Origin of the sequence: Vibrio ichthyoenteri ATCC 700023 (genome assembly GCF_000222605.1) — a bacterium.
Lineage (GTDB): Bacteria > Pseudomonadota > Gammaproteobacteria > Enterobacterales > Vibrionaceae > Vibrio > Vibrio ichthyoenteri.
Window position 1 is genome coordinate 29909 of the sequence record NZ_AFWF01000319.1, and the last position, 22595, is coordinate 52503.

Here is a 22595-nt window from a genome sequence, read left to right on the forward strand (position 1 = left end):
TGTAATATTTTAGTGCATCGCAAAGGAGCGATATTATATCTAAATAATAAGCATAAAGTGGAATAGATGAGCGAGAACATCTAAAAAACTGACAAAACGCTCAATAAAATAACGAATCCGAATATTATTCTGGAATTGTGGTGTTTTTTGTCTCTTTTTTGATATTTAGTTTCACTGGTTTGATTTTGGTTGTGATGTGCGTCGATAGATGTGTGATTTTTGTGGTGAATATAGAAAGGCCGCTCATTGAGCGGCCTTATTGATTTTAACCCGTATTACGCATGCCAGCAGCAATACCAGCAATGGTGACCATTAAGGCCTCTTCAAGCTCTGGTAATGGTTGCTCGGTTTGACGAGTACGATAGAGTAGCTCGGCTTGAAGCATGTTGAGTGGCTCAACGTAAATGTTGCGTAAGCGGATGGATTCTTGGCCCCATGGGTCGCTTTGCATCAAGTTTTCGTTGTTTTCAACATTCAGCACCGTTTTGATATCTTGCTGTAGTTGAGCTCGCAGGCGATCGCCGAGCGGCAGTAAAGATTCATCCGCTAAGCGCTCATCGTAATAGCGTGAAATGCCGATATTACATTTCGAGTAAACCATCTCTAGCATGCCCAAACGTGTTGAGAAAAATGGCCATTCGCGGCACATCTCTTCTAATAGCGCTTGGTGGCCTTTATCAATTGAATATTGAATCGCTTCACCTGCGCCTAACCATGCAGGCAATACCAGACGGTTTTGGCTCCATGAGAAGATCCATGGAATGGCACGTAAGCTCTCAACTCCACCATTTGGATTACGTTTTGCTGGGCGCGATCCCAGTGGTAGCTTGCCGAGTTCCAATTCAGGTGTTGCTTGGCGGAAGTACGGTACAAAGTCAGCTTCGCCACGAACCACATTGCGGTATGCTTCACAGCTTACTTCAGATAGCACGTTCATCAGATCGCGCCATTCTTGTTTTGGCTCTGGTGGTGGCAGAAGATTTGCTTCAAGTATTGCACTGGCGTACATGTTGAAGCTGTTTACCGCCACTTCTGGTAGACCCAGCTTAAAGCGGATCATTTCACCTTGTTCTGTTACGCGTAAGCCACCTTTCAAGCTTTTTGGTGGCTGAGAAAGTAGCGCCGCATGCGCTGGCGCGCCGCCACGACCAATCGTACCGCCACGGCCATGGAACAGGGTCAGTTCAACACCTTCTTCTTCGGTGACTTTGACCAAAGACTCCATCGCATGGTATTGCGCCCAACCAGCAGCCATAACGCCGGCATCTTTGGCTGAGTCAGAGTAACCAATCATCACCATTTGGTGGTTTTGAATAAAGCCACGGTAAAGATCGATACCCATTAGTTGCTTAATCACCGCTTCGGCGTTGTTCAAATCTTCTAGCGTTTCAAACAAAGGACATACGTCCATACGGTAAGGGCAGCCAGATTCTTGTAGCAATAAGTGTACGGCTAATACATCTGAAGCTGTGCGCGCCATTGAAATGACGTAAGCACCGAAAGCATCGCGTGGTTGAGCTGCGATGATCTTACAAGTATCGAGTACTTCTTTAACCGCTTCTGACGGCTGCCAATCACGTGGAAGTAATGGGCGCTTAGAGCTTAATTCTTGAGTTAAGAAAGCGACTTTATCTTGCTCGCTCCAGTGATCGTAATCACCAATGCCTAGGTAGCGGGTCAGTTCAGATAGAACATCTGAATGGCGAGTGCTTTCTTGGCGAATATCAAGGCGAACTAGGTGAACCCCAAACGCTTTAACGCGACGTAGGGTATCAAGTAGTGAGCCATCGGCAATCACGCCCATACCACATTCGTGGAGGGATTTATAACATGCCAATAATGGTTGCCATAACTGCTCAGCACTTTGTAGTGGAGCTTTTACCGCAAGCTTTTGACCGTTAATTTTTGCGTCTAAGATATCTTTAGTATCGTTGAGTAGCTGACGTAAACCTTTTAGCACTGCGCGGTATGGCTCATGCTCATCATCACCCGCTAGCGCACGTACATCGTCGTTGCTGCGAGTCATGGATAATTCGCTAACCAACTCGTTAATGTCGTTGAGGTAAAGGTCGGCCGCTTTCCAGCGAGATAGCAACATCACTTCACGCGTAATGGTGTGAGTCACAAATGGGTTGCCGTCGCGGTCACCACCCATCCAAGATGAGAAGTGAACAGGGCGTGCATCAATTGGTAGGCCTTCACCAAGGTGTGATTTTAGACGTTCATCCATTTCACGTAGAAAATCAGGTACCGCTTCCCACAGTGAATTTTCAACCACCGCATAGCCCCATTTGGCTTCATCAAGTGGGGTTGGGCGTTGTTGGCGAATGACATCAGAGTGCCAGCTTTGCGCTATTAACTGTTCAAGGCGACGTTCTGTTTTATGACGTTCTTTTACCGATAGATCACCCAGCTCAAGCTTGGATAAGCACTCATTGATTTTGACCAACTTGTTGATCATGGTGCGGCGGGTAATTTCGGTTGGGTGCGCAGTCAGTACCAGTTCGATATTGAGATCACGTACCGCTTGGGCAGTGTCTAATTTGCTGATGTCATTTTGGCTCAGTTTTGAGAACAGAGCATTGAGTGCATCAGGCTCACAGACGTGTTCGTCACAATGGCGTGAAATCGTGTGGTACTGTTCCGCCATATTGGTGAGGTTTAAGAACTGGTTAAATGCGCGAGCAACGGGTGTTAGTTGCTCATTAGGCAGGCTTTTAATTTCTTCAATCAAGCCATCACGATCTGCTTGGTTGCCTGCACGAGCGGATTTGGAAAGTTTACGAATCGTCTCTACTTTCTCAAGAATAGCCTCTCCATGTGCATCCTTGATCGTATTGCCGAGCAAGTGGCCTAACATGCTCACATTGCTTCGAAGTGCAGAGTATTTCTCGTTCATTATCGTCCTGCCTTGTAAAAAAATTACATCCATTGTTCCCTGTTAGGTAGACAATCTAGCTAAAAATATCGTTCCGAGTCAATTGCCACAGCATAAGTTTGCGAAAATTGTGTAATAGGATTAGACAAAAGGAGTGAGCACAATTTGGTCTAAATTACTGAAAATTTATTACAAATAGCCATCCCTCGACAAATACTCCTACGGAATTAGCCTACCAAGTAGCTTACAGACTTGTTATGAGCAGCAATATACGGCTTTGGTCGCTTTTTTTTGCTCTTTGATCCTGATACAAGCGGGGAGGCCCCCCGCCTTTGATATTAAGTAAAAGTTATTCTAATCGAAGCAATATTGATGAATCGCTTTGGAAAGAATATTGACGGTTGGATCAATAAATTCAAAGGCCAGAAATTCATCGGGCTGGTGTGCTTGTTCAATTGATCCCGGCCCTAACACCAGTGTTGGGCAGAGCTGACTTAAAAAAGGCGCTTCGGTGCAGTAGTTAACGGTTTCCGATGGGGTTTGGCAAAGCTGCTCCATACCAGCCACGAAAGGATGGCTATGCTCGCATTCAAATCCCGGCACCGCATCATGCAAAGGTGTCACGGCAATACGATCTGGCCATTTGGCTTGCACTTCTTTTAGCGCGCCGCGCAACATATTGTCTAACCCATCTAAGCTGATGCCAGGCAGTGGACGTACGTCGTAATGCAGTTCGCAACAACCACAGATGCGATTAGCACTGTCGCCGCCATGGATATGGCCAAGGTTGAGTGTTGGACTTGGGATGGCAAACCCGGGGTGGTGATATTCTTTGATGAGCTTGTCACGCAATTGCATCAGAGCAAACAGCACTTCATGCATAATTTCAATCGCGTTCACCCCAAGCGCAGGATCAGAAGAGTGGCCTGATTTGCCGGTCACGCGCACCGCATTGGCGACATGCCCTTTATGGCCACGAATTGGCACTAAGCTGGTCGGCTCGCCAATAATGCAATAATCCGGTTTAAAGGGAGCGTTATCGGTGAAGTGTTTCGCGCCTAGCATCGAGGTTTCTTCATCGCAAGTAGCCAAAATATAGACCGGTTTGGTTTGCTTACACCAATCGATTTTTTTGACTGCTTCGATAATAAAGGCGAAGAAACCTTTCATGTCCGCGGTGCCTAAACCATAAAAACGGTTATTGGCTTCGGTCAGCGCATGGGGTTCAAAATTCCAGCGCCCTTCATCAAACGGTACGGTATCACTGTGGCCCGCCAGCAGTAGACCGCCTTCACCTTCTCCTTTTTTGGCGATGAGGTTGAATTTCCCCGCTGCCGCTTCCACCATCTCGACCTCAAAGCCGACATCTTTCAGCCATGTCGCCAATTTTTCGATAACTTGTTGGTTGCCTTCATCCCAACTCGGGTCCGAAGAGCTGATAGAGGAGGTCGAAATTAGGCCGCTGTAGACCTCTTTAAAACTCGGTAATTGCATTTTATCTTCGTTTCCCTGTTGACAGAATCGCACTAAGAAGGTAAAAACATATTAAATCATTTTTAATGAATAAAAAATCATTAACGAGCGTTTGAAATAGTTTTTTAGTCACCTTTGGTGGCCAATATTAAAGAAGTGGATGTCTTGAAATGCTGAAAACGACCATCATAGGTGCAACAGGTTATACCGGAGCTGAACTGGCACTGATGGTGTATAAACACCCAGAGCTTACGCTAGCAGGTTTGTATGTTTCCGCCAATAGTGCTGATGCAGGAAAACCAATCTCTTCATTACATGGCAAGTTAGCCGGCTTGGTGGATGACAAAGTTCAGCCACTAACCGACGTTGCTGAAGTTGCCAAGCAATCCGATGTGATCTTTCTAGCGACTACTCATGAAGTGAGCCATGACCTTGCCGCTGAGCTGCTCCAGCATGATTGTCAGGTGTTTGACTTATCCGGTGCATTTCGCGTCAAAAAACAAGGCTTCTATCCAGAGTTCTACGGCTTCGAGCATCAATATGAGCAATTACTTGATGGCGCCGCATATGGCCTTGCTGAGTGGGCGGTCGATGAGATCAAGCAAAGCCAACTGATTGCCGTTCCCGGCTGTTACCCAACCGCTTCACAATTGGCGATCAAACCGCTACTCGATGCCGGTCTTATCGATACCCATCAATGGCCAGTAATTAATGCCACCAGTGGGGCGACAGGGGCTGGGCGTAAAGCGACGCTTAATAACAGTTTCTGCGAAGTGAGCTTACAAGCTTATGGCGTATTCTCTCATCGTCATCAGCCAGAAATTGCCTCTCACCTTGGCTGTGATGTGATCTTCACGCCGCATCTGGGCAATTTTAAGCGTGGTATTTTTGCCACCATTACCATGAAGCTCAAAGCGGGTGTTAGTGACGAGCAAGTTGCACAAGTCTATCAAGCCGCTTATCAAGAAAAACCGGCAGTACGTTTGGTTGAGGGTGTGCCTAAGCTACAAAACGTTCAGTTTACTCCTTTTTGTGATATCGGCTGGAAAGTACAAGGCGAACACATTATCACTTGCGCAGCGATTGATAACTTACTCAAAGGCGCATCTAGCCAAGCGATGCAATGTTTGAACATCCATTATGGATACCCTGAGTTAACCGCGCTGATTTAACAGTGCAAGGAATGGTTATGACAGATAACAAACAAACTCCACTAGTCGTCAAACTTGGCGGTGCGGCGCTGTCTTGCACAGATACACTTAGCCAACTGTTTGGTGCGATTGCCAAATACCAAGCTCAAGCTCAGCGCCCAATCGTGATTGTTCACGGTGGTGGTTATTTGGTCGATGAGTTGATGGCGAAACTGCAGCTAAAAACGGTTAAAAAACAGGGCTTACGTGTTACGCCTTACGATCAAATTCCATTGATTGCGGGGGCTCTTGCGGGCACTGCCAATAAACAACTGCAAGGCCAAGCGATCAAAGATGGTTTGCAAGCTGTGGGGTTATGTCTCGCTGACGGCGGTCTGTGCCAAGTGGTTGAATTGGACCCAGAGCTAGGAGCGGTTGGTAAAGCAAGCCCAGGTGATTCGACGATATTGCAAGCAATTCTCGCTGCTGGTGCCTTGCCAATTATTAGCTCGATTGGTCTGACTCAAGATGGCCAGATGATGAACGTCAATGCCGATCAAGCTGCCGTGGCGGTTGCTGGTGCTCTTGATGCTGAATTGGTGTTGTTGTCAGATGTCAGTGGTGTATTAGATGGAAAAGGGCATTTGCTATCAAGTTTGGATGAGCAAACCGCCAATAAACTGATTGAAGGTCAAGTAATTACCGATGGCATGATCGTCAAAGTGAAAGCGGCGCTTGAAGCGGCGAATGATCTTGGACGACCAATTGAAGTCGCCACTTGGCGTTACCCAGAAAAATTAGCCGAGCTTTTTGCTGGCACAAGTATCGGCACACAATTTTTGCCGCAGTCATAAATAACAAGGATTAATGCTTAAGCACAGGATGCTGCTTAGGCTTGGAGAGTTGAACATGAGCAAAGTAAACGTAAATAAAGTAGTAGTTGCCTATTCTGGTGGTCTAGATACCTCGGTGATCATCCCATGGCTAAAAGAAAATTATGACTGTGAAGTGGTGGCCTTTGTCGCCGATGTTGGCCAAGGCTTTTATGAGCTTGAAGGGATTGAAGCTAAAGCGATCGCGTCAGGTGCATCAGAGTGTTACGTGGTTGACCTCAAAGAAGAGATGGTGGCTGACTACATCTACCCAACGCTAAAAACAGGTGCCTGCTACGAAGGTAAATACCTGTTAGGCACGTCAATGGCGCGTCCAATTATCGCTAAAGCACAGGTTGAAATTGCACGTAAAGTTGGCGCAGACGCTTTGTGTCACGGTTGTACAGGTAAAGGTAACGACCAAATCCGTTTTGAAGGTGCCTTTGCTGCGCTTGCCCCAGATTTGGCTGTGATTGCGCCTTGGCGTGAGTGGGATCTTGTCAGTCGTGAAGAGTGTCTTGATTACCTTGAAGCGCGTAACATCCCTTGTTCTGCTTCAATCACGAAGATTTATTCACGTGATGCTAACGCATGGCACCTTTCAACCGAAGGCGGTGTATTAGAAGACACATGGAACGCGACTAATGAGGATTGCTGGGCTTGGACAACCGATCCTGAGCAAGCGCCGAACGAAGCTGAATACGTCAGCTTGAAAGTAGAAAAAGGTGAAGTGATTGCGGTTGATGGCGAAGCCATGACCCCATACAACGCGCTAGTTTACCTTAACGATAAAGGCGCGAAACACGGTGTTGGTCGTATTGATATCGTGGAAAACCGTCTAGTAGGTATGAAGTCTCGTGGTTGTTACGAAACTCCGGGTGGCACCATTATCATGGAAGCATTGCGTGCGGTAGAGCAACTTGTGTTGGACAAAACCTCATTCGAATTCCGTGAAGAATTGGGTGTAAAAGCATCGCATCTTGTATACGATGGTCGTTGGTTTACACCGCTATGCAAATCGATTCTAGCCGCAGCAGAAGAGCTTGCGCAGGACGTAAACGGTGAAGTGGTGGTGAAGCTTTATAAAGGCCAAGCGATTGTGACTCAGAAGCGTTCAGACAACAGTCTTTACAATGAAGAGTTTGCAACCTTCGGTGCCGATGAAGTTTACGACCAAAGCCATGCTGGCGGCTTTATTCGTCTCTACTCGCTATCAAGCAGAATCAGAGCGCTAAACGCGGCGAACAAAAAATAAGAGTGAGTAATCACCAATCTGACGAGTAAACTCTTTACCGTCAGATTGTCATAAGCTCGGCGGAGTCCGAGTTGCCTAATTTGGATCTAGCCATTGCTTTGGTTAGATCCTTTGACTATCAGGAGAGATGCAATGGCATTATGGGGCGGTAGATTTACCCAAGCAGCAGATACCCGTTTTAAAGATTTCAACGATTCACTTCGTTTTGATTACCGCTTAGCCGTGCAAGACATTGTCGGTTCTATCGCATGGTCAAAAGCGCTGGTAACCGTGAATGTCCTTTCTCAGCAAGAACAACAGCAATTAGAACAAGCTCTAACTGAGCTTAAGGCGAGCGTCGAAGACAACCCGAAACAAATTTTAGCCTCAGATGCAGAAGATATTCACTCATGGGTGGAGCAGCAGCTGATTGCTAAAGTGGGCGACTTAGGGAAAAAATTGCATACCGGTCGTTCGCGTAACGATCAGGTCGCCACTGATCTGAAACTCTGGTGCCGTGAGCAAGCAGAAGTACTGCTCAGTGCTCTAGAGCAGCTGCAACAGCAAATGGTTAAGGTTGCGCAGGCACACCAAAGTACCGTACTGCCTGGTTATACACACCTGCAGCGTGCTCAGCCGGTGACGTTTGCACATTGGTGTTTGGCGTATGTAGAAATGTTTGAGCGTGACCATTCGCGTCTTCAAGATGCCGCTGCACGTTTAAATACTTGTCCACTGGGTTCAGGCGCACTTGCCGGTACGGCTTACCCAATGGATCGTGAGCAAATTGCACATAACCTTGGTTTTAGCCGTGCGACCCGTAACTCGTTAGATTCGGTTTCTGATCGTGACCATGTATTAGAACTGATGTCAGTGGCTTCGATCTCGATGCTGCATCTTTCTCGCCTTGCCGAAGATATGATTTTCTATAACTCTGGCGAAGCGAACTTTATTGAATTAGCCGATACCGTGACATCCGGTTCATCGTTAATGCCGCAAAAGAAAAATCCAGATGCACTCGAGCTTATTCGCGGTAAGACGGGTCGTGTCTATGGCTCTCTCGCAGGCATGATGATGACCGTTAAAGCGTTGCCACTGGCTTACAACAAAGACATGCAAGAAGACAAAGAAGGGCTGTTTGATGCGCTCGATACTTGGTTTGACTGCACCGTTATGGCAGCACTGTGTTTTGACGGTATTAAAGTAAATGCTGAGCGCACCTTGGAGGCGGCACAGCAAGGTTATGCCAATGCAACAGAATTGGCGGATTACCTGGTTGCCAAAGGCATTCCTTTCCGTGAAGCGCACCATATTGTCGGTGTCGCTGTAGTGGGAGCGATTGAAAAAGGCAGCGCATTGGAAGAGTTATCTTTGGCAGAGCTAAAAGCGTTCTCTCCAGTGATCGAAGAAGATGTCTACGCCATCCTGACGATTGAGTCTTGTTTAGCGAAGCGTAATGCGCTCGGCGGTGTCGCTCCAGAGCAAGTAGCTTTTGCCGTAGAGCAAGCGCAGGCACGCTTGAAATAATCGACAGGTTTTATCATGTAAAGTATTGATTTTGTTTTGATTGGAAAAAAGATCAAAAAAGATCGATAAAAAATTGAACCATCTAGAAAAGGCTCGGTCTATATGAATACCACTGCTTTTTCTTAGATGAATCTAAGAGAGCCCCGAAGTCTAGTATTGATTTCGGGGCTTTTTTCTTTCTCCCCTGCCTAATTGAAGCCACAGCGTTGTTAATCTGCATTGTTAACCTGCATTCGAAAACTTCATCACATAGTCGATCTATGCTCAGAGGCTTTTCTCACTTGATTGCCTAGCTGTGATTCCAATTAGTTTTGGGGGGACTATTTTCTTTTGTTCGATTGCAAAGGAATGACCACCCAACGCATCCACAAATGCAGAATCAATAAACCACTAAAGGCAACGATGGCGGTAAGCAACGCGATAGATTCGATGCTTTTGGGCGTATCTCTAAATGCTAGCCACCAGATTACGCTAGCGATGATCGACAGCCCTGTTAATTGGTAAACACAGCGCATGCAGCGGCCAATTTTTTTCCAAAACCAGTTTTGTTGGCAGTATGAGCAAGCCATAGAGGTTGAGCGCCTACGAAATCAAAAGGGGAGTGCGCTATTGTAATCCTAACTTGTCATTTTTGACTAATCACAGCTTATGCAATGCAGTGATGATCAAAAATGAAAAGTAATCTTGGTGAGAAATTCGTAGCACGTCATTAGTGTACCTTTACTGCTGTAAAAATAATCAAAACAAACTTTGCTCGCTATTCGGTGAGACAAGGTAAGGAGAAGTAAAGTGAGTACAGAGCTAAAAGCTGCCTTAGTGATGGGTTCAAGTTGGTTTGTGATTGGGGCAACGGCAATTGTCCTAGCAAGTTTGCATGCCATGCATTGATCTTCGAATATTGATGTTAGATCAAAAAAAGCCTCGCAATTGCGAGGCTTTTTCTATTCCCGATATTCTGTTGTGAACGGGGGTGATTAACAACCAGGTCCACAATCTAGGCAGTGTTTGATCATTTCTGGACCCAGGTTTAGTTTCGCGTTGAGGTCACGTAGTGCAGTACGAACCCCTTCTTCAATCACTGGGTGGTAGAAAGGCATGTCGAGCATTTCTGATACCGTCATTTTGTTCTGGTGCGCCCAAGCTAATAGGTGCGCTAAGTGCTCGGCATTTGGTCCCATCATCTCAGCACCAAGGAAGCGGCCAGTACCTTGTTCACCATAGACATGCAGCAAACCTTTGTTACGCAGCATAACGCGTGAGCGGCCTTGGTTTTCAAATGACACTTCACCAATAGCGAAACAACCACAAGTGCCTAAGCGAGTTTCAATTTGTTTACGTGTTTCACCAACCATCGCAATTTGCGGGTCAGAGAATACCGCTGAAATCACCGAGCGACGCAGACCTGCACGCATATCAGGGAAGCGGCCGGCATTATCACCAGCGATACGTGCTTGGTCAGCAGCTTCATGCAGCAACGGAATCTGGTTGCTTGCGTCACCGGCAATAAAAATGCTCTTTACTGACGTTTGCAGCGTGTAGTAATCAGCGGTCGGTACGCCACGAGCATCTAACTCAAGCGAGGTATTTTCAATGTCTAGTTTATCCACATTCGGACGACGTCCGGTTGCGGCCAACACATAGTCAACGATGAAGGTTTCTAACTCGCCAGCATGATTGATAAATTGAATTTCAACCTTGTCTACTTCACCTTCGTTGGTTGCAGCAATGCGCTTCATGCTTTCTACTTTCACGTCAGGATCAAGATAGAATTCTTCTTGGAACGCTTTAGTTGCGTAAGCCATTACCTCTGGGTCAGTCAGAGGACCGACTTGGCCACCAAGGCCAAATACTTTCACTTTTACGCCTAAGCGGTGCAGCGCTTGGCCCAGTTCAAGACCGATCACGCCAGGGCCAAATACCGCCACTGATTCTGGCAGATCATCCCAATCAAATACGTCGTCGTTAATCACTAGGCGATCGCCAAGTTCATTCCAAACGGCAGGATAGGCAGGGCGAGAGCCGGTCGCGATCACAATGCGCTCTGCTTTGATGGTGGTATGGTCATCCACGATCAAGGTGTTGTTATCAATAAATTTAGCAAAGCCTGCGACTTTATCTTCTGCAGGGATTTCATCTACCCCTTCAAGTACAAAACCAACAAAGCGGTCACGCTCGCGTTTTACTCGATCCATTACTTCACGACCATTGATGACGATCTCACCCTGAGGATGAACACCAAAACCTGGTGCTTTTTCAATTTGGTGTACACTTTCCGCTGCGGCAATCAGCAGTTTTGATGGCATACAGCCTACGCGTGCACAAGTTGTACCGTAAGGACCACCTTCAATCATCACTACGCTGTCAGTATGCGCTTTTGCTGCGCGGTAAGCGCCAAGGCCTGCAGTACCACCACCAATCACGGCTACATCAACAATTAATTGTTTCATAATGGATTCTCGCTTTTTGTTCCTCACCGATAGTTGAACCGATAAGAAAGAAATTTATTTCATAAAATCTAGATAAATAGAGACCCTTCGATAAGGATTGCTACTTATCTAGATTGGAATTCAGGTTTTTTGGGAGTAAATCCCAGACCATTGAGGTCTGGGATAATGATAGGCCAATCATCGCGGGTGATGATTGGCCTATCAGACTAAGAGATTAGCCTAGGTATGTTTCTAGCTCTTCGCTACCACCGATGTGTTTACCACCGATGAAGACTTGAGGAACCGTTGTGCGACCAGAGATAGCACGTAGACTTACTGTTGTTGCATCTTTACCCAGTACCACTTCTTCATAGTTCAGACCTTTATCAATCAGGTTCTGTTTCGCTTTCATACAGAAAGGACAGCCAGGTTTAGTAAATACTGTGATTGACTCTTGTTCTTTGTGCTCAGGAGCAAGGTAGTTCAGCATGGTGTCTGCATCAGAAACCTTGAACGGGTCACCTGGTACGTCTTCTTCGATGAACATTTTTTCTACCACGCCGTTTTTAACCAGCATGCTGTAGCGCCATGAACGTTTACCAAAACCTAGGTCATTTTTATCAACTAGCATACCCATGCCGTCAGTGAAATCGCCATTACCATCTGGGATGAAAGTGATGTTTTCAGCTTCTTGGTCTGCTTTCCATGCGTTCATTACAAACGTGTCGTTTACTGATACACATAGAATGTCATCTACGCCGTTGTCTTTGAATACAGAGTAAAGCTCGTTGTAACGAGGTAAGTGGCTTGAAGAACACGTTGGTGTAAATGCACCTGGTAAGCTAAATACGATTACCGTTTTGTTTTTGAATAGTTCGTCAGTGGTTACGTTAACCCATGCGTCACCTTGGCGAGTTGGGAAAGTAACTTGTGGTACCGCTTGACCTTCTTTAGATGCAAACATAATTGTTTCCTTAATAATTGGATAATTCGGTTCAGAGCTTAATCTTTTTTGCCGCTCTGTTTCGTTTTGTTGAGCCCATTATTATAAAAAAATTTTGATAGCTCTAATCGTTTGATGCTATGGTTTTGATAGTTAATTCCTATTGAAAATATTTATTTGGGATTTGGGCTATGAATATTCGTGATTTTGAGTACCTTGTTGCATTGGCTGAACACAAGCATTTTCGCAAGGCGGCAGAGGCTTGTTATGTAAGCCAGCCGACGTTAAGCGGCCAAATTCGTAAGTTAGAAGATGAGTTAGGTACAACCCTACTTGAGCGTAGCAGCCGCCGTGTATTGTTCACAGATGCGGGATTACAATTGGTTGAACAAGCGAAAAAGATTCTCAGTGAAATAAAATTATTTCGTGATATGGCCAGCGATCAAAGTGGCGCGATGACAGGGCCGATGCATATTGGTTTTATTCCGACGGTTGGGCCATACATCCTGCCACGCATTGTTCCGACTCTAAAAGAACAGTTCCCAGAACTCGAACTCTATCTATATGAAGCGCAAACTCAGCAACTGGTTCATCAACTGGAAGATGGCAAGCTTGATTGCTTGGTGTTGGCTTCGGTGGCCGAAACCGCCCAGTTCAAAGAGATAGAAATCTATAATGAACCATTAAGTGTGGCAGTGCCATGTGACCATGAATGGGCACAGCTTGATGAAGTCGATATGTTGGAGCTCAATGGACGGACAGTGTTAGCGCTTGGCGATGGGCACTGCTTGCGTGATCAAGCGTTGGGTTTCTGTTTTGCCGCCGGCGCGAAAGATGACGAGCGCTTTAAAGCAACCAGTCTAGAAACGCTGCGCAATATGGTGGCTGCAGGTGGGGGGATTACCTTATTGCCGCAACTCGCCATTCCGAAAGAGAGACAAAAAGATGGTGTCTGTTATGTGCGCGCAGTGAATCCAGAACCAACACGTAGTATTGTCGTTGCTTATCGTGCTGGTTCGCCGTTTAGAGCCCGCTTTGAACAGCTGGCTGAAACGATTAAAGCCAAACTGTGCTGAGTGCTTGGTTGTCGCCGATAGGCTAATAAGAATAAAAAAAAGAGGCTAACGAATTTTCGTTAGCCTCTTTTTTATTACCTTTGACAGAAGGAGCCTTGGTTAAAACAAGGTTTCGCTTTCTTCACTGGTGTAGATCGTATCGGTCAGTTCTTCTGATACATACTCAGTAGGCTGGTGGCCTTCACGGAAGTATTCAAACATTGAACTGCCGTCAAACTTGTTGGTCAGCAACCCTGAATCACGGTCAATACGAATACGTACAATCCCTTCTGGAATCGCTTTTTCTGTTTCAGGTGCGAGTGACAAAGCGGTACGCATAAAGTCGATCCATGCTGGCTGCGCCGTTTTAGCACCAGCCTCTGCGCCAGTGATCTGATCTTTACCTAGGTTACTGTTACGAGTGGTACGGCCTAGTTTGCGGCTGTGATCATCAAAGCCAACCCAAGCCACTGCTACCACACCAGGACCGTAGCCGTTATACCATGCATCTTTTGAATCGTTCGTCGTACCGGTTTTACCACCAATATCACGACGTTCTAGTTTTTGGCCTCGCCAACCGGTACCGTTCCAGCCAGTACCTTCACGCCAGTTACCACCACCCCAAATGTTGCTGTACATCATTTCACGCACAAGGAAGGCTGATTGCTCAGAGATCACCTGTGGTGCGTATTGCGGTGTTTGTGATTGGTCGCTATCGCTCGCTGTATCTACGTCAGTTTCAATCGCAATGTCTTGCTCGTTGAAATCATTCGTTGTGCTATCCAGCGATGGGCAATCTTGCTGACAAATTTGTTTTGGCGTCGCGCGGTACTCCATGTCGCCATATGGACCTTCAATATGGTCAATATAGAAGGGTTCAACGTAGTAACCCCCATTGGCAAATACGGAATAGCCTTGCGCCATTTTCATTGGCGTCAAGCTGCCAGCGCCAAGTGCGATGGTTTCTGAACGTGGCACTTCATTAATATCGAAGCCAAAGCGAGTAAGGTATTGGCGAGTTTCATCTAAGCCAACTTCACGTAGAACACGTACCGCCATAACGTTTTTCGATTGCGCTAAACCAACACGCAGACGAGTTGGGCCAACATAGGTTGGTGGCGAGTTTTTTGGACGCCATGCTGTACCTTGGCTCTTATCCCATTGGTTGATTGGTGCATCGTTGATCAGCGTTGCTAGGGTTAGACCTTTATCGATAGCCGCTGAATAGATGAATGGTTTGATACTTGAACCAACCTGGCGCACTGACATGGTGGCGCGGTTAAATTTGTTATGCACAAAGTTAAAACCACCGACTAGCGACAGCACTGCGCCATCTTCTGGGTTCATGGCAATGAAAGCGGTGTTGGCGTTAGGTACTTGGCTCAATTGCCAATGGTAAATCACATCGCCTTTTTCTTGTTGGGTTGAAATTTCACGTACCCAAATCTGTTCACCCGCAGCCAGAATATCGCTGGCTTTACTTGGCGCAGATCCTTGGCGTTCATCATTGCGGAATTGACGTGCCCACTTTAGTCCATCCCAAGTTAGAGTGGCTTCGCCTTCACGTTTGATAATAACGTTAGCGGTTTTGCCATCAACTTTGGTCACTACAGCAGGGATGAGCTCGCCGTAGGTTGGTACGTTTTTCAGTGTTTTTTCAATCTCGGCCAATGACATTGGGGCCGCATTTTCCTTCCACAATACTTTTTCGGCACCACGGTAACCGTGACGCTCATCGTAAGAGAATAGGTTGTTGATCGCAGCGCGGTTTGCGGCGTTTTGTAGTTTTGAGTTAACAGTGGTGTAGACATTCATGCCCGAGGTGTAAGCCTCTTCACCATAACGTTCAACCATCCAAGCGCGGGCAAGTTCGGCCACGTAAGGCGCGCTTAGCTCAATTTCAGCACCATGATAGCGCGATAGGATCGTTTCTGAGCGTGCTTGGTCATACTCTTGCTGAGTGATGTATTTTTCTTCCAGCATACGCATCAGAACCACATTTCGGCGGTTGGTGGCACGTTCAACGGAATAAATTGGGTTCATGGTTGATGGCGCTTTTGGCATACCTGCAAGCGTGGCAATTTCACTTAGGGTAAGATCTTTCAGATCTTTACCAAAATAAACACGTGCAGCGGCACCGAAACCGTATGAGCGGTGGCCCAAGAAAATCTTGTTTACGTACAGTTCCATGATTTCTTGTTTGCTCAGGAGCTGTTCAATGTGAATCGCGATAAAGATTTCTTTAATCTTACGCATGATTTTCTTCTCATTAGATAAGAAGAAGTTACGCGCAAGCTGCTGAGTAATAGTACTCGCCCCTTGTTTTGCTGAGCCTGATATCGCAACGACGATTGCCGCACGAGTAATACCAATTGGGTCAATGCCGGGATGGTCGTAAAAACGGCTATCTTCGGTTGCAATGAGCGCTTCAACTAAATGTGGTGGGATCTCATCGTATTTGACAGGGATACGACGTTTTTCACCAAACTGAGAAATCAGCTTGCCGTCTTGACTGTACACTTGCATTGGTGTTTGCAGTTTCACATCTCGTAAAGTCGCTACATCTGGTAGCTCTGGCTTTACGTAAAGGTAGAAACCGAAAATTGTTCCTACTCCAAGAATCATGCAAACCAATGTGAAAATGAGCAATCGCTTTATGAACTTCACCGGATATTCCCTGATTGATTGGGCTAACTAGGCCCTTTGCCTAGTAACCTTAGCTAACTATTTAGCTTGCGTTTATTTTGTGCTCCAAGTGTCGGTGCATATGCTGTTTACGCAAATTGAACCGACACTTGGAGCACAGCGAAATGAGTTTTTCATTTATCACTGGCATTGATATCGGTCACTACAGCATAAAAGCCGTCGTTCTCAAGCCAGTAAAAGGTACTCTCACACTCTCCGCATATAGAGAGTTGATCGTTGAGGAGAGTATTTTCACCGATAACCACCTGTTAAGTTATCAGGAAATTGTAAATAAACTAAAACAACTAAGGAAGTCTTTACCGCTTTTTAGTCATAAAGTTGCATTATCGCTGCCGGACAATTCTGTCATCGCTAAGCAACTGCATATTGATAACGGTTTATCCCCTCAAGAAAGAGATTATGCCATCATCGAGGCCTTTTCTCATCAGTCTCCTTTTGAACTTGACGAGCTCTCCCTCGACTATTGCCAATTGGCTCACGAAAACCAATCTGATTCCTCGCGGTTGATACAAGTGTACGCAACAAAAAGAGAGCTGGTTGAAAACCGGATGCAGATCTGTCGCGGGGCGGGGTTTCGTCCACTGTTGTTTGAGTTGCATTCCCACAGTTTAGTGCGTTTATGGCAAGTGGCATCCCAACAAACAAAGCGCGCTAATTGGTTGTTGCTTGATGTTGGACATCAGCGCTGTTTGATGGTGATGGATTTTGCCAATGCGTTGCCGTTTAGCAAAGTTCTCCCCATCGGCTTGGTGAACACCACAGAGAAGCCGCAAGGTAAGCTTACTAATGGGAACGCCAACAATGCCGCCATGAAGGTTTTTAGCGCTGATTTGGCGGAGCGAATTGCGCGTCACTTACCACTGCTTGAATCCATGGGGTTGGACCATTTAGCGGGTATTTGGCTGACCGGAGGTGGTGCAAGCTTGCCTATTTTGTCGTTAGAGCTGTCTCGTCGCATGCAAGTAAAGTGTCAGCCTCTGGAGCCATTTAAGTTAATCGAAATGGGGCGTTCATCAAATAAACAGGCTGATGGGAAGGAGACCCTTCTGGAAAGCGATCGTTTTTCTGCTGCATTGGGGTTAGCGCTACTGGGCTGCGATTGGCTGGAGAAAGAGCATGCTTAATCGCATTAATCTTCTGCCATGGCGTGAAGCGCAGCGTCGTTATCATCGTTGGCGATTGATTGCTTTGTTAGTCGCCTGTGCCATCTTCACCGGCATGATTCAATCTTCATTGGGTCTCTTGATTGAAAACCAGCAACTTGAGCAGCAAGCGCGTGTGGATTATCTGCATACACATAGCGAGCAATTGGATGCGCAATTGAGCCTGCGGCAACGTATTGAAGAGCAAAATCAATCGCTACGGACTCGATTAGCCGAGATTGAGCAGTTACAACTTGAGCGTAGTAAAGCCACGCAGTTGATGAATCGTCTGCCAATTTGGATTCCGCAAGGTGTCTACCTTGATGTGGTGACGATGAATCGCGGCCATGTCGCCCTGCAAGGGATTGGCGTTACGACTTCTCGATTGGCTACCATGCTGGATAAATTAGAGCATGCGAGCGAATTGAGTCAGGTCGAGATGCACTCTATCGAGCATGATAAGCCGAGGTTTGGTCAAACTTTTCATCGTTTTAATCTGTCGTTTTATTTTCACCCCAATGCTGTCCTGACAACCGCGGGAGGGCACAATGATTGAATATCGCGAGTGGAATCTTGAAGAGTTAGCTCAGTGGCCTTGGCTTGCTCAATTGCGCGTGTTGGCTCTGATATTGTTGCTGTTACAAATAATCGGTTATTGGTGGTATCTCAAGCCGGAGTTGGGGCAGTTAGAGCAACTTAAGCAGCAAGAGCTGGGCATCAAACAAAGTATTCAAATTAAAACCAGTCAGTTAGCGAACTCATCACAAGTGCTGTTTCAGCGAGATAGCTTGTCGCGGCGCTACCAGCAGCTTTCTCTTCCTCTGTCACCGGCACCTGAATTGGCAATGTTGCTCGCGTCCGTTAATGAGCAAGGCTTGAAGCACAATCTAACATTCAGTCGTATTGATTGGGGGCAACAAGAGACGCAAAACCACGTTCATCGTTTACCGCTCAATATTGAGCTTAGCGGGCGTTTTCATGATATCGGTGCTTTTACTCAGGCGATAGCCTCATTGTCGCCAATGATTAACTTGGTCGATGTGCGTTGGCAACGCATCAATCCCGCCAGTCAAATCCTGCATTTTCAAGCACGAGCCTTTACCTATCAGTTGCCATCAAAGGAGACGTATGACGATTAATTTGCCCTTACGATCTCTGCTAATTAGTAGCGTACTGCTTGGGTGTCGAGCTGAGCAAACACCATTGGAATATGAACTGCCCATTATTCAACTTCAGGCGCAAAGCGCTGATAAAAACATAATCCTGCAAAATGAGGGGTTGCCTATGGTTGAGATTTATCGCGCGCAATCCCTGCGCAGTCCTTTTTCCTTGCCAGCTGCAGTGAACGATGCCGGATCTTTAGTTACAAAAGATTGTTGGCAGCCACAACAGCGAAATGGGCAAGGAACGCTTGAGCGTTATCCATTAAATCATCTCAATGTTAAAGGGGTAATGAGCCGTGCTAATCGGCATACGGCTTTATTGCAAGTTCCCAGTGGTCAGGTTGTGAGCGTAGAGGAAGGCCACTTTGTCGGCTTGAATCAAGGGCGAGTAACGCAAGTTACACCTGAATACGTTCAAATTGAAGAAACGTTGCCCGATGGATTGGGCTGTTGGAAGCGGCGAGATATCAAAATTACGTTGAGCGCAGCTGCGGCAGAGATTGGGAGCATAGAATGATCAAAGGAAGACAGAGCACCTTGCGGAATTTGCTGAAGTGGATGGTCATGCTCTGCATGATATTGAGTACGCAAAGCCTTGCTGGGACGGTGAGCAATCAATTGTTGGCGGTAGATTTTCGTATGGACGAAAATCAGAGCGGTAAGGTGGTATTAGAACTGAGCCACGAACAACTGGCAGTGGATATCCAAAGCACTGAGCAAGGCTTGGTAATGGAGTTATTTGCAACTGAGGTTGATGAGTCGTTGTTGTCGGTATTTGATGTTCAAGACTTTGCTACCAATGTGCAGACGATTGAAGTTTTTCGACTCGGTGACCGTGTTCGATTACTCATTAACATTAAAGGTCGCTTTCGTTATCAGCATGATCTCAAGGGTAATATTTTAGAGTTATTAGTGAGTGGCGTCGACAGCCAAGAACAGAATGCGCTGAGCGTGCTAAATCAATCCACAGACAATGAGATTTCGATTAACTTCCAAGACATCTCAGTGCGGCATGTTCTGCAGTTAATCGCTGACTATAACGATTTTAACTTGGTGGTTTCTGATGCCGTCAGTGGCAATCTCACCTTGCGGTTAGAGGGAGTACCTTGGCCACAAGTGTTGGATATTATCTTGCAGGTCAAGGGGCTGGATAAGCGGGTAGAAGGTAATGTGGTGCTAGTGGCGCCGAAAGCGGAGTTTGAGCAACGAGAGAAGCAGCGGTTAGAGAATGCGCGCATAGCTGAGCAATTAACAGAGCTTCATTCTGAAATCATTAAAATCCATTTTGCCAATGCTGGGGAGATCGCGGCGATGATTGGCGGTTCGGGGGCGATAAGCATGTTGTCATCACGAGGTTCAATTACCGTTGATGAGCGGACGAATGCCTTGTTGATTCGTGATCTTGCCAAGAATGTCGATATGGTACGGACGATGGTGGCTTCATTGGATATTCCAGTAAAACAAGTGCAGATCGAAGCACGAATTGTCACGGTCAACGAAGGGAATTTGGATGAGCTTGGAGTGCGATGGAGTTTAAATTCCAGCGACGGCACTATCGGCGCCAGTCATGAGGGCAACTTCAATCAGCGAGTTGCTGATGGCGTATTGTCACCAGGCGATGATATTGACGACTTTTTGAATGTTAATTTAGCCGCTTCAGCAGGCCATGCCTCCGGTATTGCTTTTCAAGTCGCTAAGCTCGGCTCTTCAACGTTGTTAGATTTAGAACTGTCGGCACTTCAGCGAGAATCAAAAGCGGAAGTCATTTCGAGTCCACGTTTGATCACCACCAACAAAAAGCCTGCCTACATTGAACAAGGCACGGAAATTCCTTATCTCGAATCGACCTCAAGTGGCGCCAGCAGTGTTTCTTTTAGAAAAGCGGTGCTGAGTTTGAAGGTGACGCCACAAATCACACCGGATAATCATCTTATTTTGGATTTAAGTGTTACCCAAGATAGGCCAGGGGAAGTGGTCAAAATAGGCACAGGTGAAGCGGTGTCAATTAATACTCAACGTATTGGAACACAAGTATTAGTTGAGAATGGGGAGACGGTTGTATTAGGGGGGATTTATCAACACAGTGTGACCGATACGGTAGACAAGGTTCCATTGCTTGGTGATATCCCATATTTGGGCTCTTTATTTCGTCGTAGCTACCAGCGAATGGGCAAAAGTGAGCTACTAATTTTCGTCACTCCTAAAGTTGTTATGCAGTAATTGGAAAAATAAATTTGCAATAGATCCTCCTTACCCTGATAATTTCGGGTCTTATCACGAATTATCGGTGAGGAATCGGTGCCACAAGCATCTTCAATGTCAGGAACTTCCTGGCCCTTCTTGTGGCGATGTCATTGAATTAACGTTGTAAATTACTGCTAAACATGGCTGAGAAACGCAATATTTTCCTTGTTGGCCCAATGGGCGCCGGCAAAAGTACAATTGGTAGACACCTTGCTCAACAACTTCATATGGAGTTTGTTGATTCAGATACTGTTATTGAAGAACGCACTGGTGCCGATATCGCATGGGTATTCGACGTAGAAGGCGAAGCTGGCTTCCGCGATCGTGAAGAGAAAGTGATTAATGACCTAACCGAAGAGCAAGGCATCGTACTTGCAACAGGTGGTGGTTCAATCATGAGTAAAGAAAACCGTAACCGTCTTTCTGCTCGCGGTATCGTTGTTTACCTAGAAACAACTATTGAAAAACAACTTGCACGTACAAACCGTGACAAGAAACGTCCTCTGCTACAAACGGACAGCCCTCGTGAGGTGCTAGAAGCGTTAGCTGGTGAACGTAACCCACTATACGATGAAATTGCGGATTACACTGTACGTACGGATGATCAAAGTGCAAAAGTGGTAGCCAATCAGATCGTAAAAATGCTAGAAGAGAGTTAAGAACCACTTAACTCAAATTGGAGCATCCCATGGAACGGATTACGGTCAGCTTAGATGAACGTAGCTATCCAATCTCAATTGGTGCCGGATTGTTTAATGATCCGGCCCACCTTTCTTTTCTTTCAAACGCGAATAGCTCGGTAAAACCCAAAGTCGTCGTGATCAGTAATGTCACGGTAGCGCCGCTATACGCCAATAAAATCCTCTCTTTGCTCGAACAACAAGGTTGCCAAGCTTCTTTGCTTGAATTGCCGGATGGTGAGCAATACAAAACTCTCGATACATTCAACACCGTAATGAGCTATCTGCTGGAAGGGAATTACAGCCGAGATGTGGTGATCGTTGCATTAGGTGGTGGAGTGATTGGTGACTTAGTCGGCTTTGCGGCTTCTTGTTACCAGCGAGGCGTGGATTTCATTCAAATTCCAACCACCTTACTTTCACAGGTAGATTCTTCTGTCGGTGGTAAAACCGCAGTCAACCACCCATTAGGCAAGAATATGATCGGTGCCTTTTACCAGCCAAAAGCTGTGGTGATTGATACGGATTGTTTAGCTACCTTGCCCGCACGTGAATTTGCCGCGGGTATGGCGGAAGTGATCAAATACGGCATTATTTACGATGATGCGTTTTTCACTTGGTTGGAAGAAAACCTCGATAAACTGTACGCCTTAGATGAGCAAGCGCTGAGTTATGCGATTGCCCGTTGTTGTCAAATCAAAGCTGAAGTTGTCGCGCAAGATGAGAAAGAATCTGGAATTCGTGCGTTGCTGAATCTAGGTCATACTTTTGGTCATGCGATCGAAGCAGAACTGGGGTATGGTAATTGGCTGCATGGTGAAGCGGTATCATCAGGCACGGTGATGGCGGCGAAAACAGCGCAATTGCAAGGGCTGATCAGCCAAGCGCAGTTAGAGCGAATCATCACGTTACTAAAGCAAGCGAAATTGCCAGTACATACACCGGAAAGCATGTCGTTTGATGACTTTATCAAACATATGATGCGTGATAAAAAAGTCCTCGCAGGTGAGCTTCGATTAGTGCTACCAACCAGTATCGGCACTGCTGATGTGGTCAAAGGGGTACCTGAAGCCATTATTAAGCAAGCTATCGATTTTGGTCGTGATCTCTAATTTGACATCA

At 46.3% G+C, this 22595-nt stretch carries 17 protein-coding genes and 1 pseudogene; 12 read left to right on the forward strand and 6 right to left on the reverse strand.

Features of this window, described 5'->3' with window-relative positions:
- Nucleotides 1-265 precede the first annotated feature (265 nt).
- Nucleotides 266-2899, reverse strand: coding sequence for a phosphoenolpyruvate carboxylase (gene ppc, locus RH85_RS21135; protein WP_006714775.1), 2634 nt, complete (start codon nt 2897-2899; stop codon nt 266-268).
- A 333-nt stretch (nt 2900-3232) separates the two neighbouring features.
- On the reverse strand, nt 3233-4372 hold the full coding sequence (gene argE, locus RH85_RS21140; protein WP_006714776.1) for an acetylornithine deacetylase: 1140 nt from the start codon (nt 4370-4372) through the stop codon (nt 3233-3235).
- Nucleotides 4373-4521: 149 nt separating this feature from the next.
- Between argE and argC the strand changes: the two genes are divergently transcribed.
- The 4 genes and pseudogenes from argC to argH form a co-directional block, all read left to right on the forward strand.
- Entirely contained in the window at nt 4522-5523 is a 1002-nt protein-coding gene (gene argC, locus RH85_RS21145; protein ID WP_006714777.1) for an N-acetyl-gamma-glutamyl-phosphate reductase, read from the forward strand.
- Nucleotides 5524-5540: 17 nt separating this feature from the next.
- The gene (gene argB / locus RH85_RS21150) at nt 5541-6335 is read left to right on the forward strand and encodes an acetylglutamate kinase (RefSeq protein ID WP_006714778.1); all 795 of its coding nucleotides are present in this window, start codon (nt 5541-5543) and stop codon (nt 6333-6335) included.
- Nucleotides 6336-6390: 55 nt separating this feature from the next.
- Complete coding sequence (locus RH85_RS21155) at nt 6391-7608, forward strand: argininosuccinate synthase (RefSeq protein ID WP_006714779.1); 1218 nt, start codon at nt 6391-6393, stop codon at nt 7606-7608.
- Between the two features lie 132 nt (nt 7609-7740).
- A pseudogene (gene argH, locus RH85_RS21160) lies at nt 7741-9108 on the forward strand (argininosuccinate lyase); the annotation flags it as partial.
- 326 nt (nt 9109-9434) lie between these two features.
- Here argH and RH85_RS21165 read toward each other — a convergent pair.
- The 3 genes from RH85_RS21165 to RH85_RS21175 all read right to left on the reverse strand — a co-directional run bounded on the left by RH85_RS21165 (nt 9435) and on the right by RH85_RS21175 (nt 12504).
- The gene (locus tag RH85_RS21165) at nt 9435-9683 is read right to left on the reverse strand and encodes a DUF3624 domain-containing protein (RefSeq protein WP_006714781.1); all 249 of its coding nucleotides are present in this window, start codon (nt 9681-9683) and stop codon (nt 9435-9437) included.
- A gap of 405 nt (nt 9684-10088) precedes the next feature.
- A complete protein-coding gene (locus tag RH85_RS21170; protein ID WP_006714783.1) occupies nt 10089-11561 on the reverse strand; it encodes a dihydrolipoyl dehydrogenase in 1473 nt (490 codons plus the stop codon).
- Between the two features lie 214 nt (nt 11562-11775).
- Complete coding sequence (locus RH85_RS21175) at nt 11776-12504, reverse strand: redoxin family protein (protein WP_006714784.1); 729 nt, start codon at nt 12502-12504, stop codon at nt 11776-11778.
- Between the two features lie 170 nt (nt 12505-12674).
- On the opposite strand from RH85_RS21175, the gene oxyR reads away from it, so the two are divergent.
- Nucleotides 12675-13559, forward strand: a complete 885-nt coding sequence (gene oxyR, locus RH85_RS21180) for a DNA-binding transcriptional regulator OxyR (RefSeq protein WP_006714785.1) — start codon at nt 12675-12677, stop codon at nt 13557-13559.
- Between the two features lie 99 nt (nt 13560-13658).
- Here oxyR and RH85_RS21185 read toward each other — a convergent pair whose 3' ends face one another.
- A complete protein-coding gene (locus tag RH85_RS21185; RefSeq protein WP_006714786.1) occupies nt 13659-16205 on the reverse strand; it encodes a penicillin-binding protein 1A in 2547 nt (848 codons plus the stop codon).
- A gap of 143 nt (nt 16206-16348) precedes the next feature.
- Here RH85_RS21185 and pilM point away from each other — a divergent pair, with 143 nt between their 5' ends.
- The 7 genes from pilM (at nt 16349) to aroB (ending at nt 22585) form a co-directional block, all read left to right on the forward strand.
- Nucleotides 16349-17368 carry a type IV pilus assembly protein PilM gene (gene pilM, locus RH85_RS21190; protein ID WP_006714787.1) on the forward strand — a complete coding sequence of 340 codons (1020 nt, stop codon included), beginning with the start codon at nt 16349-16351 and terminating at the stop codon, nt 17366-17368.
- Nucleotides 17361-17942 carry a PilN domain-containing protein gene (locus tag RH85_RS21195; RefSeq protein WP_006714788.1) on the forward strand — a complete coding sequence of 194 codons (582 nt, stop codon included), beginning with the start codon at nt 17361-17363 and terminating at the stop codon, nt 17940-17942. The genes pilM and RH85_RS21195 overlap by 8 nt, the downstream gene beginning before the upstream one ends.
- Nucleotides 17935-18525 carry a type IV pilus inner membrane component PilO gene (locus RH85_RS21200; RefSeq protein WP_006714789.1) on the forward strand — a complete coding sequence of 197 codons (591 nt, stop codon included), beginning with the start codon at nt 17935-17937 and terminating at the stop codon, nt 18523-18525. Before RH85_RS21195 ends, RH85_RS21200 begins: the two co-directional genes overlap by 8 nt.
- Complete coding sequence (locus tag RH85_RS21205; protein WP_006714790.1) at nt 18515-19066, forward strand: pilus assembly protein PilP; 552 nt, start codon at nt 18515-18517, stop codon at nt 19064-19066. Before RH85_RS21200 ends, RH85_RS21205 begins: the two co-directional genes overlap by 11 nt.
- Nucleotides 19063-20769 (forward strand): type IV pilus secretin PilQ, encoded by a 1707-nt coding sequence (locus tag RH85_RS21210; RefSeq protein WP_006714791.1) that lies wholly within the window; start codon nt 19063-19065, stop codon nt 20767-20769. Before RH85_RS21205 ends, RH85_RS21210 begins: the two co-directional genes overlap by 4 nt.
- Nucleotides 20770-20933: 164 nt before the next feature.
- Nucleotides 20934-21452: a shikimate kinase AroK gene (gene aroK / locus RH85_RS21215; RefSeq protein WP_005597180.1), complete on the forward strand. Its 519-nt coding sequence runs from the start codon at nt 20934-20936 to the stop codon at nt 21450-21452.
- 29 nt (nt 21453-21481) lie between these two features.
- Entirely contained in the window at nt 21482-22585 is a 1104-nt protein-coding gene (gene aroB, locus RH85_RS21220; RefSeq protein ID WP_006714792.1) for a 3-dehydroquinate synthase, read from the forward strand.
- Nucleotides 22586-22595: the final 10 nt, after the last annotated feature.

What these genes read in the sequence shown, in the direction of transcription:
- ppc (WP_006714775.1), bottom strand. Translation starts at nt 2,899, where the DNA reads ATGAACGAGAAATACTCTGCACTTCGAAGCAATGTGAGCATGTTAGGC.
- aroB (WP_006714792.1), top strand. Translation starts at nt 21,482, where the DNA reads ATGGAACGGATTACGGTCAGCTTAGATGAACGTAGCTATCCAATCTCA.
- RH85_RS21200 (WP_006714789.1), top strand. Translation starts at nt 17,935, where the DNA reads ATGATTGAATATCGCGAGTGGAATCTTGAAGAGTTAGCTCAGTGGCCT.
- argE (WP_006714776.1), bottom strand. Translation starts at nt 4,372, where the DNA reads ATGCAATTACCGAGTTTTAAAGAGGTCTACAGCGGCCTAATTTCGACC.
- RH85_RS21170 (WP_006714783.1), bottom strand. Translation starts at nt 11,561, where the DNA reads ATGAAACAATTAATTGTTGATGTAGCCGTGATTGGTGGTGGTACTGCA.
- RH85_RS21175 (WP_006714784.1), bottom strand. Translation starts at nt 12,504, where the DNA reads ATGTTTGCATCTAAAGAAGGTCAAGCGGTACCACAAGTTACTTTCCCA.
- pilM (WP_006714787.1), top strand. Translation starts at nt 16,349, where the DNA reads ATGAGTTTTTCATTTATCACTGGCATTGATATCGGTCACTACAGCATA.
- oxyR (WP_006714785.1), top strand. Translation starts at nt 12,675, where the DNA reads ATGAATATTCGTGATTTTGAGTACCTTGTTGCATTGGCTGAACACAAG.
- RH85_RS21195 (WP_006714788.1), top strand. Translation starts at nt 17,361, where the DNA reads ATGCTTAATCGCATTAATCTTCTGCCATGGCGTGAAGCGCAGCGTCGT.
- RH85_RS21155 (WP_006714779.1), top strand. Translation starts at nt 6,391, where the DNA reads ATGAGCAAAGTAAACGTAAATAAAGTAGTAGTTGCCTATTCTGGTGGT.
- argB (WP_006714778.1), top strand. Translation starts at nt 5,541, where the DNA reads ATGACAGATAACAAACAAACTCCACTAGTCGTCAAACTTGGCGGTGCG.
- argC (WP_006714777.1), top strand. Translation starts at nt 4,522, where the DNA reads ATGCTGAAAACGACCATCATAGGTGCAACAGGTTATACCGGAGCTGAA.
- RH85_RS21165 (WP_006714781.1), bottom strand. Translation starts at nt 9,683, where the DNA reads ATGGCTTGCTCATACTGCCAACAAAACTGGTTTTGGAAAAAAATTGGC.
- RH85_RS21205 (WP_006714790.1), top strand. Translation starts at nt 18,515, where the DNA reads ATGACGATTAATTTGCCCTTACGATCTCTGCTAATTAGTAGCGTACTG.
- aroK (WP_005597180.1), top strand. Translation starts at nt 20,934, where the DNA reads ATGGCTGAGAAACGCAATATTTTCCTTGTTGGCCCAATGGGCGCCGGC.
- RH85_RS21210 (WP_006714791.1), top strand. Translation starts at nt 19,063, where the DNA reads ATGATCAAAGGAAGACAGAGCACCTTGCGGAATTTGCTGAAGTGGATG.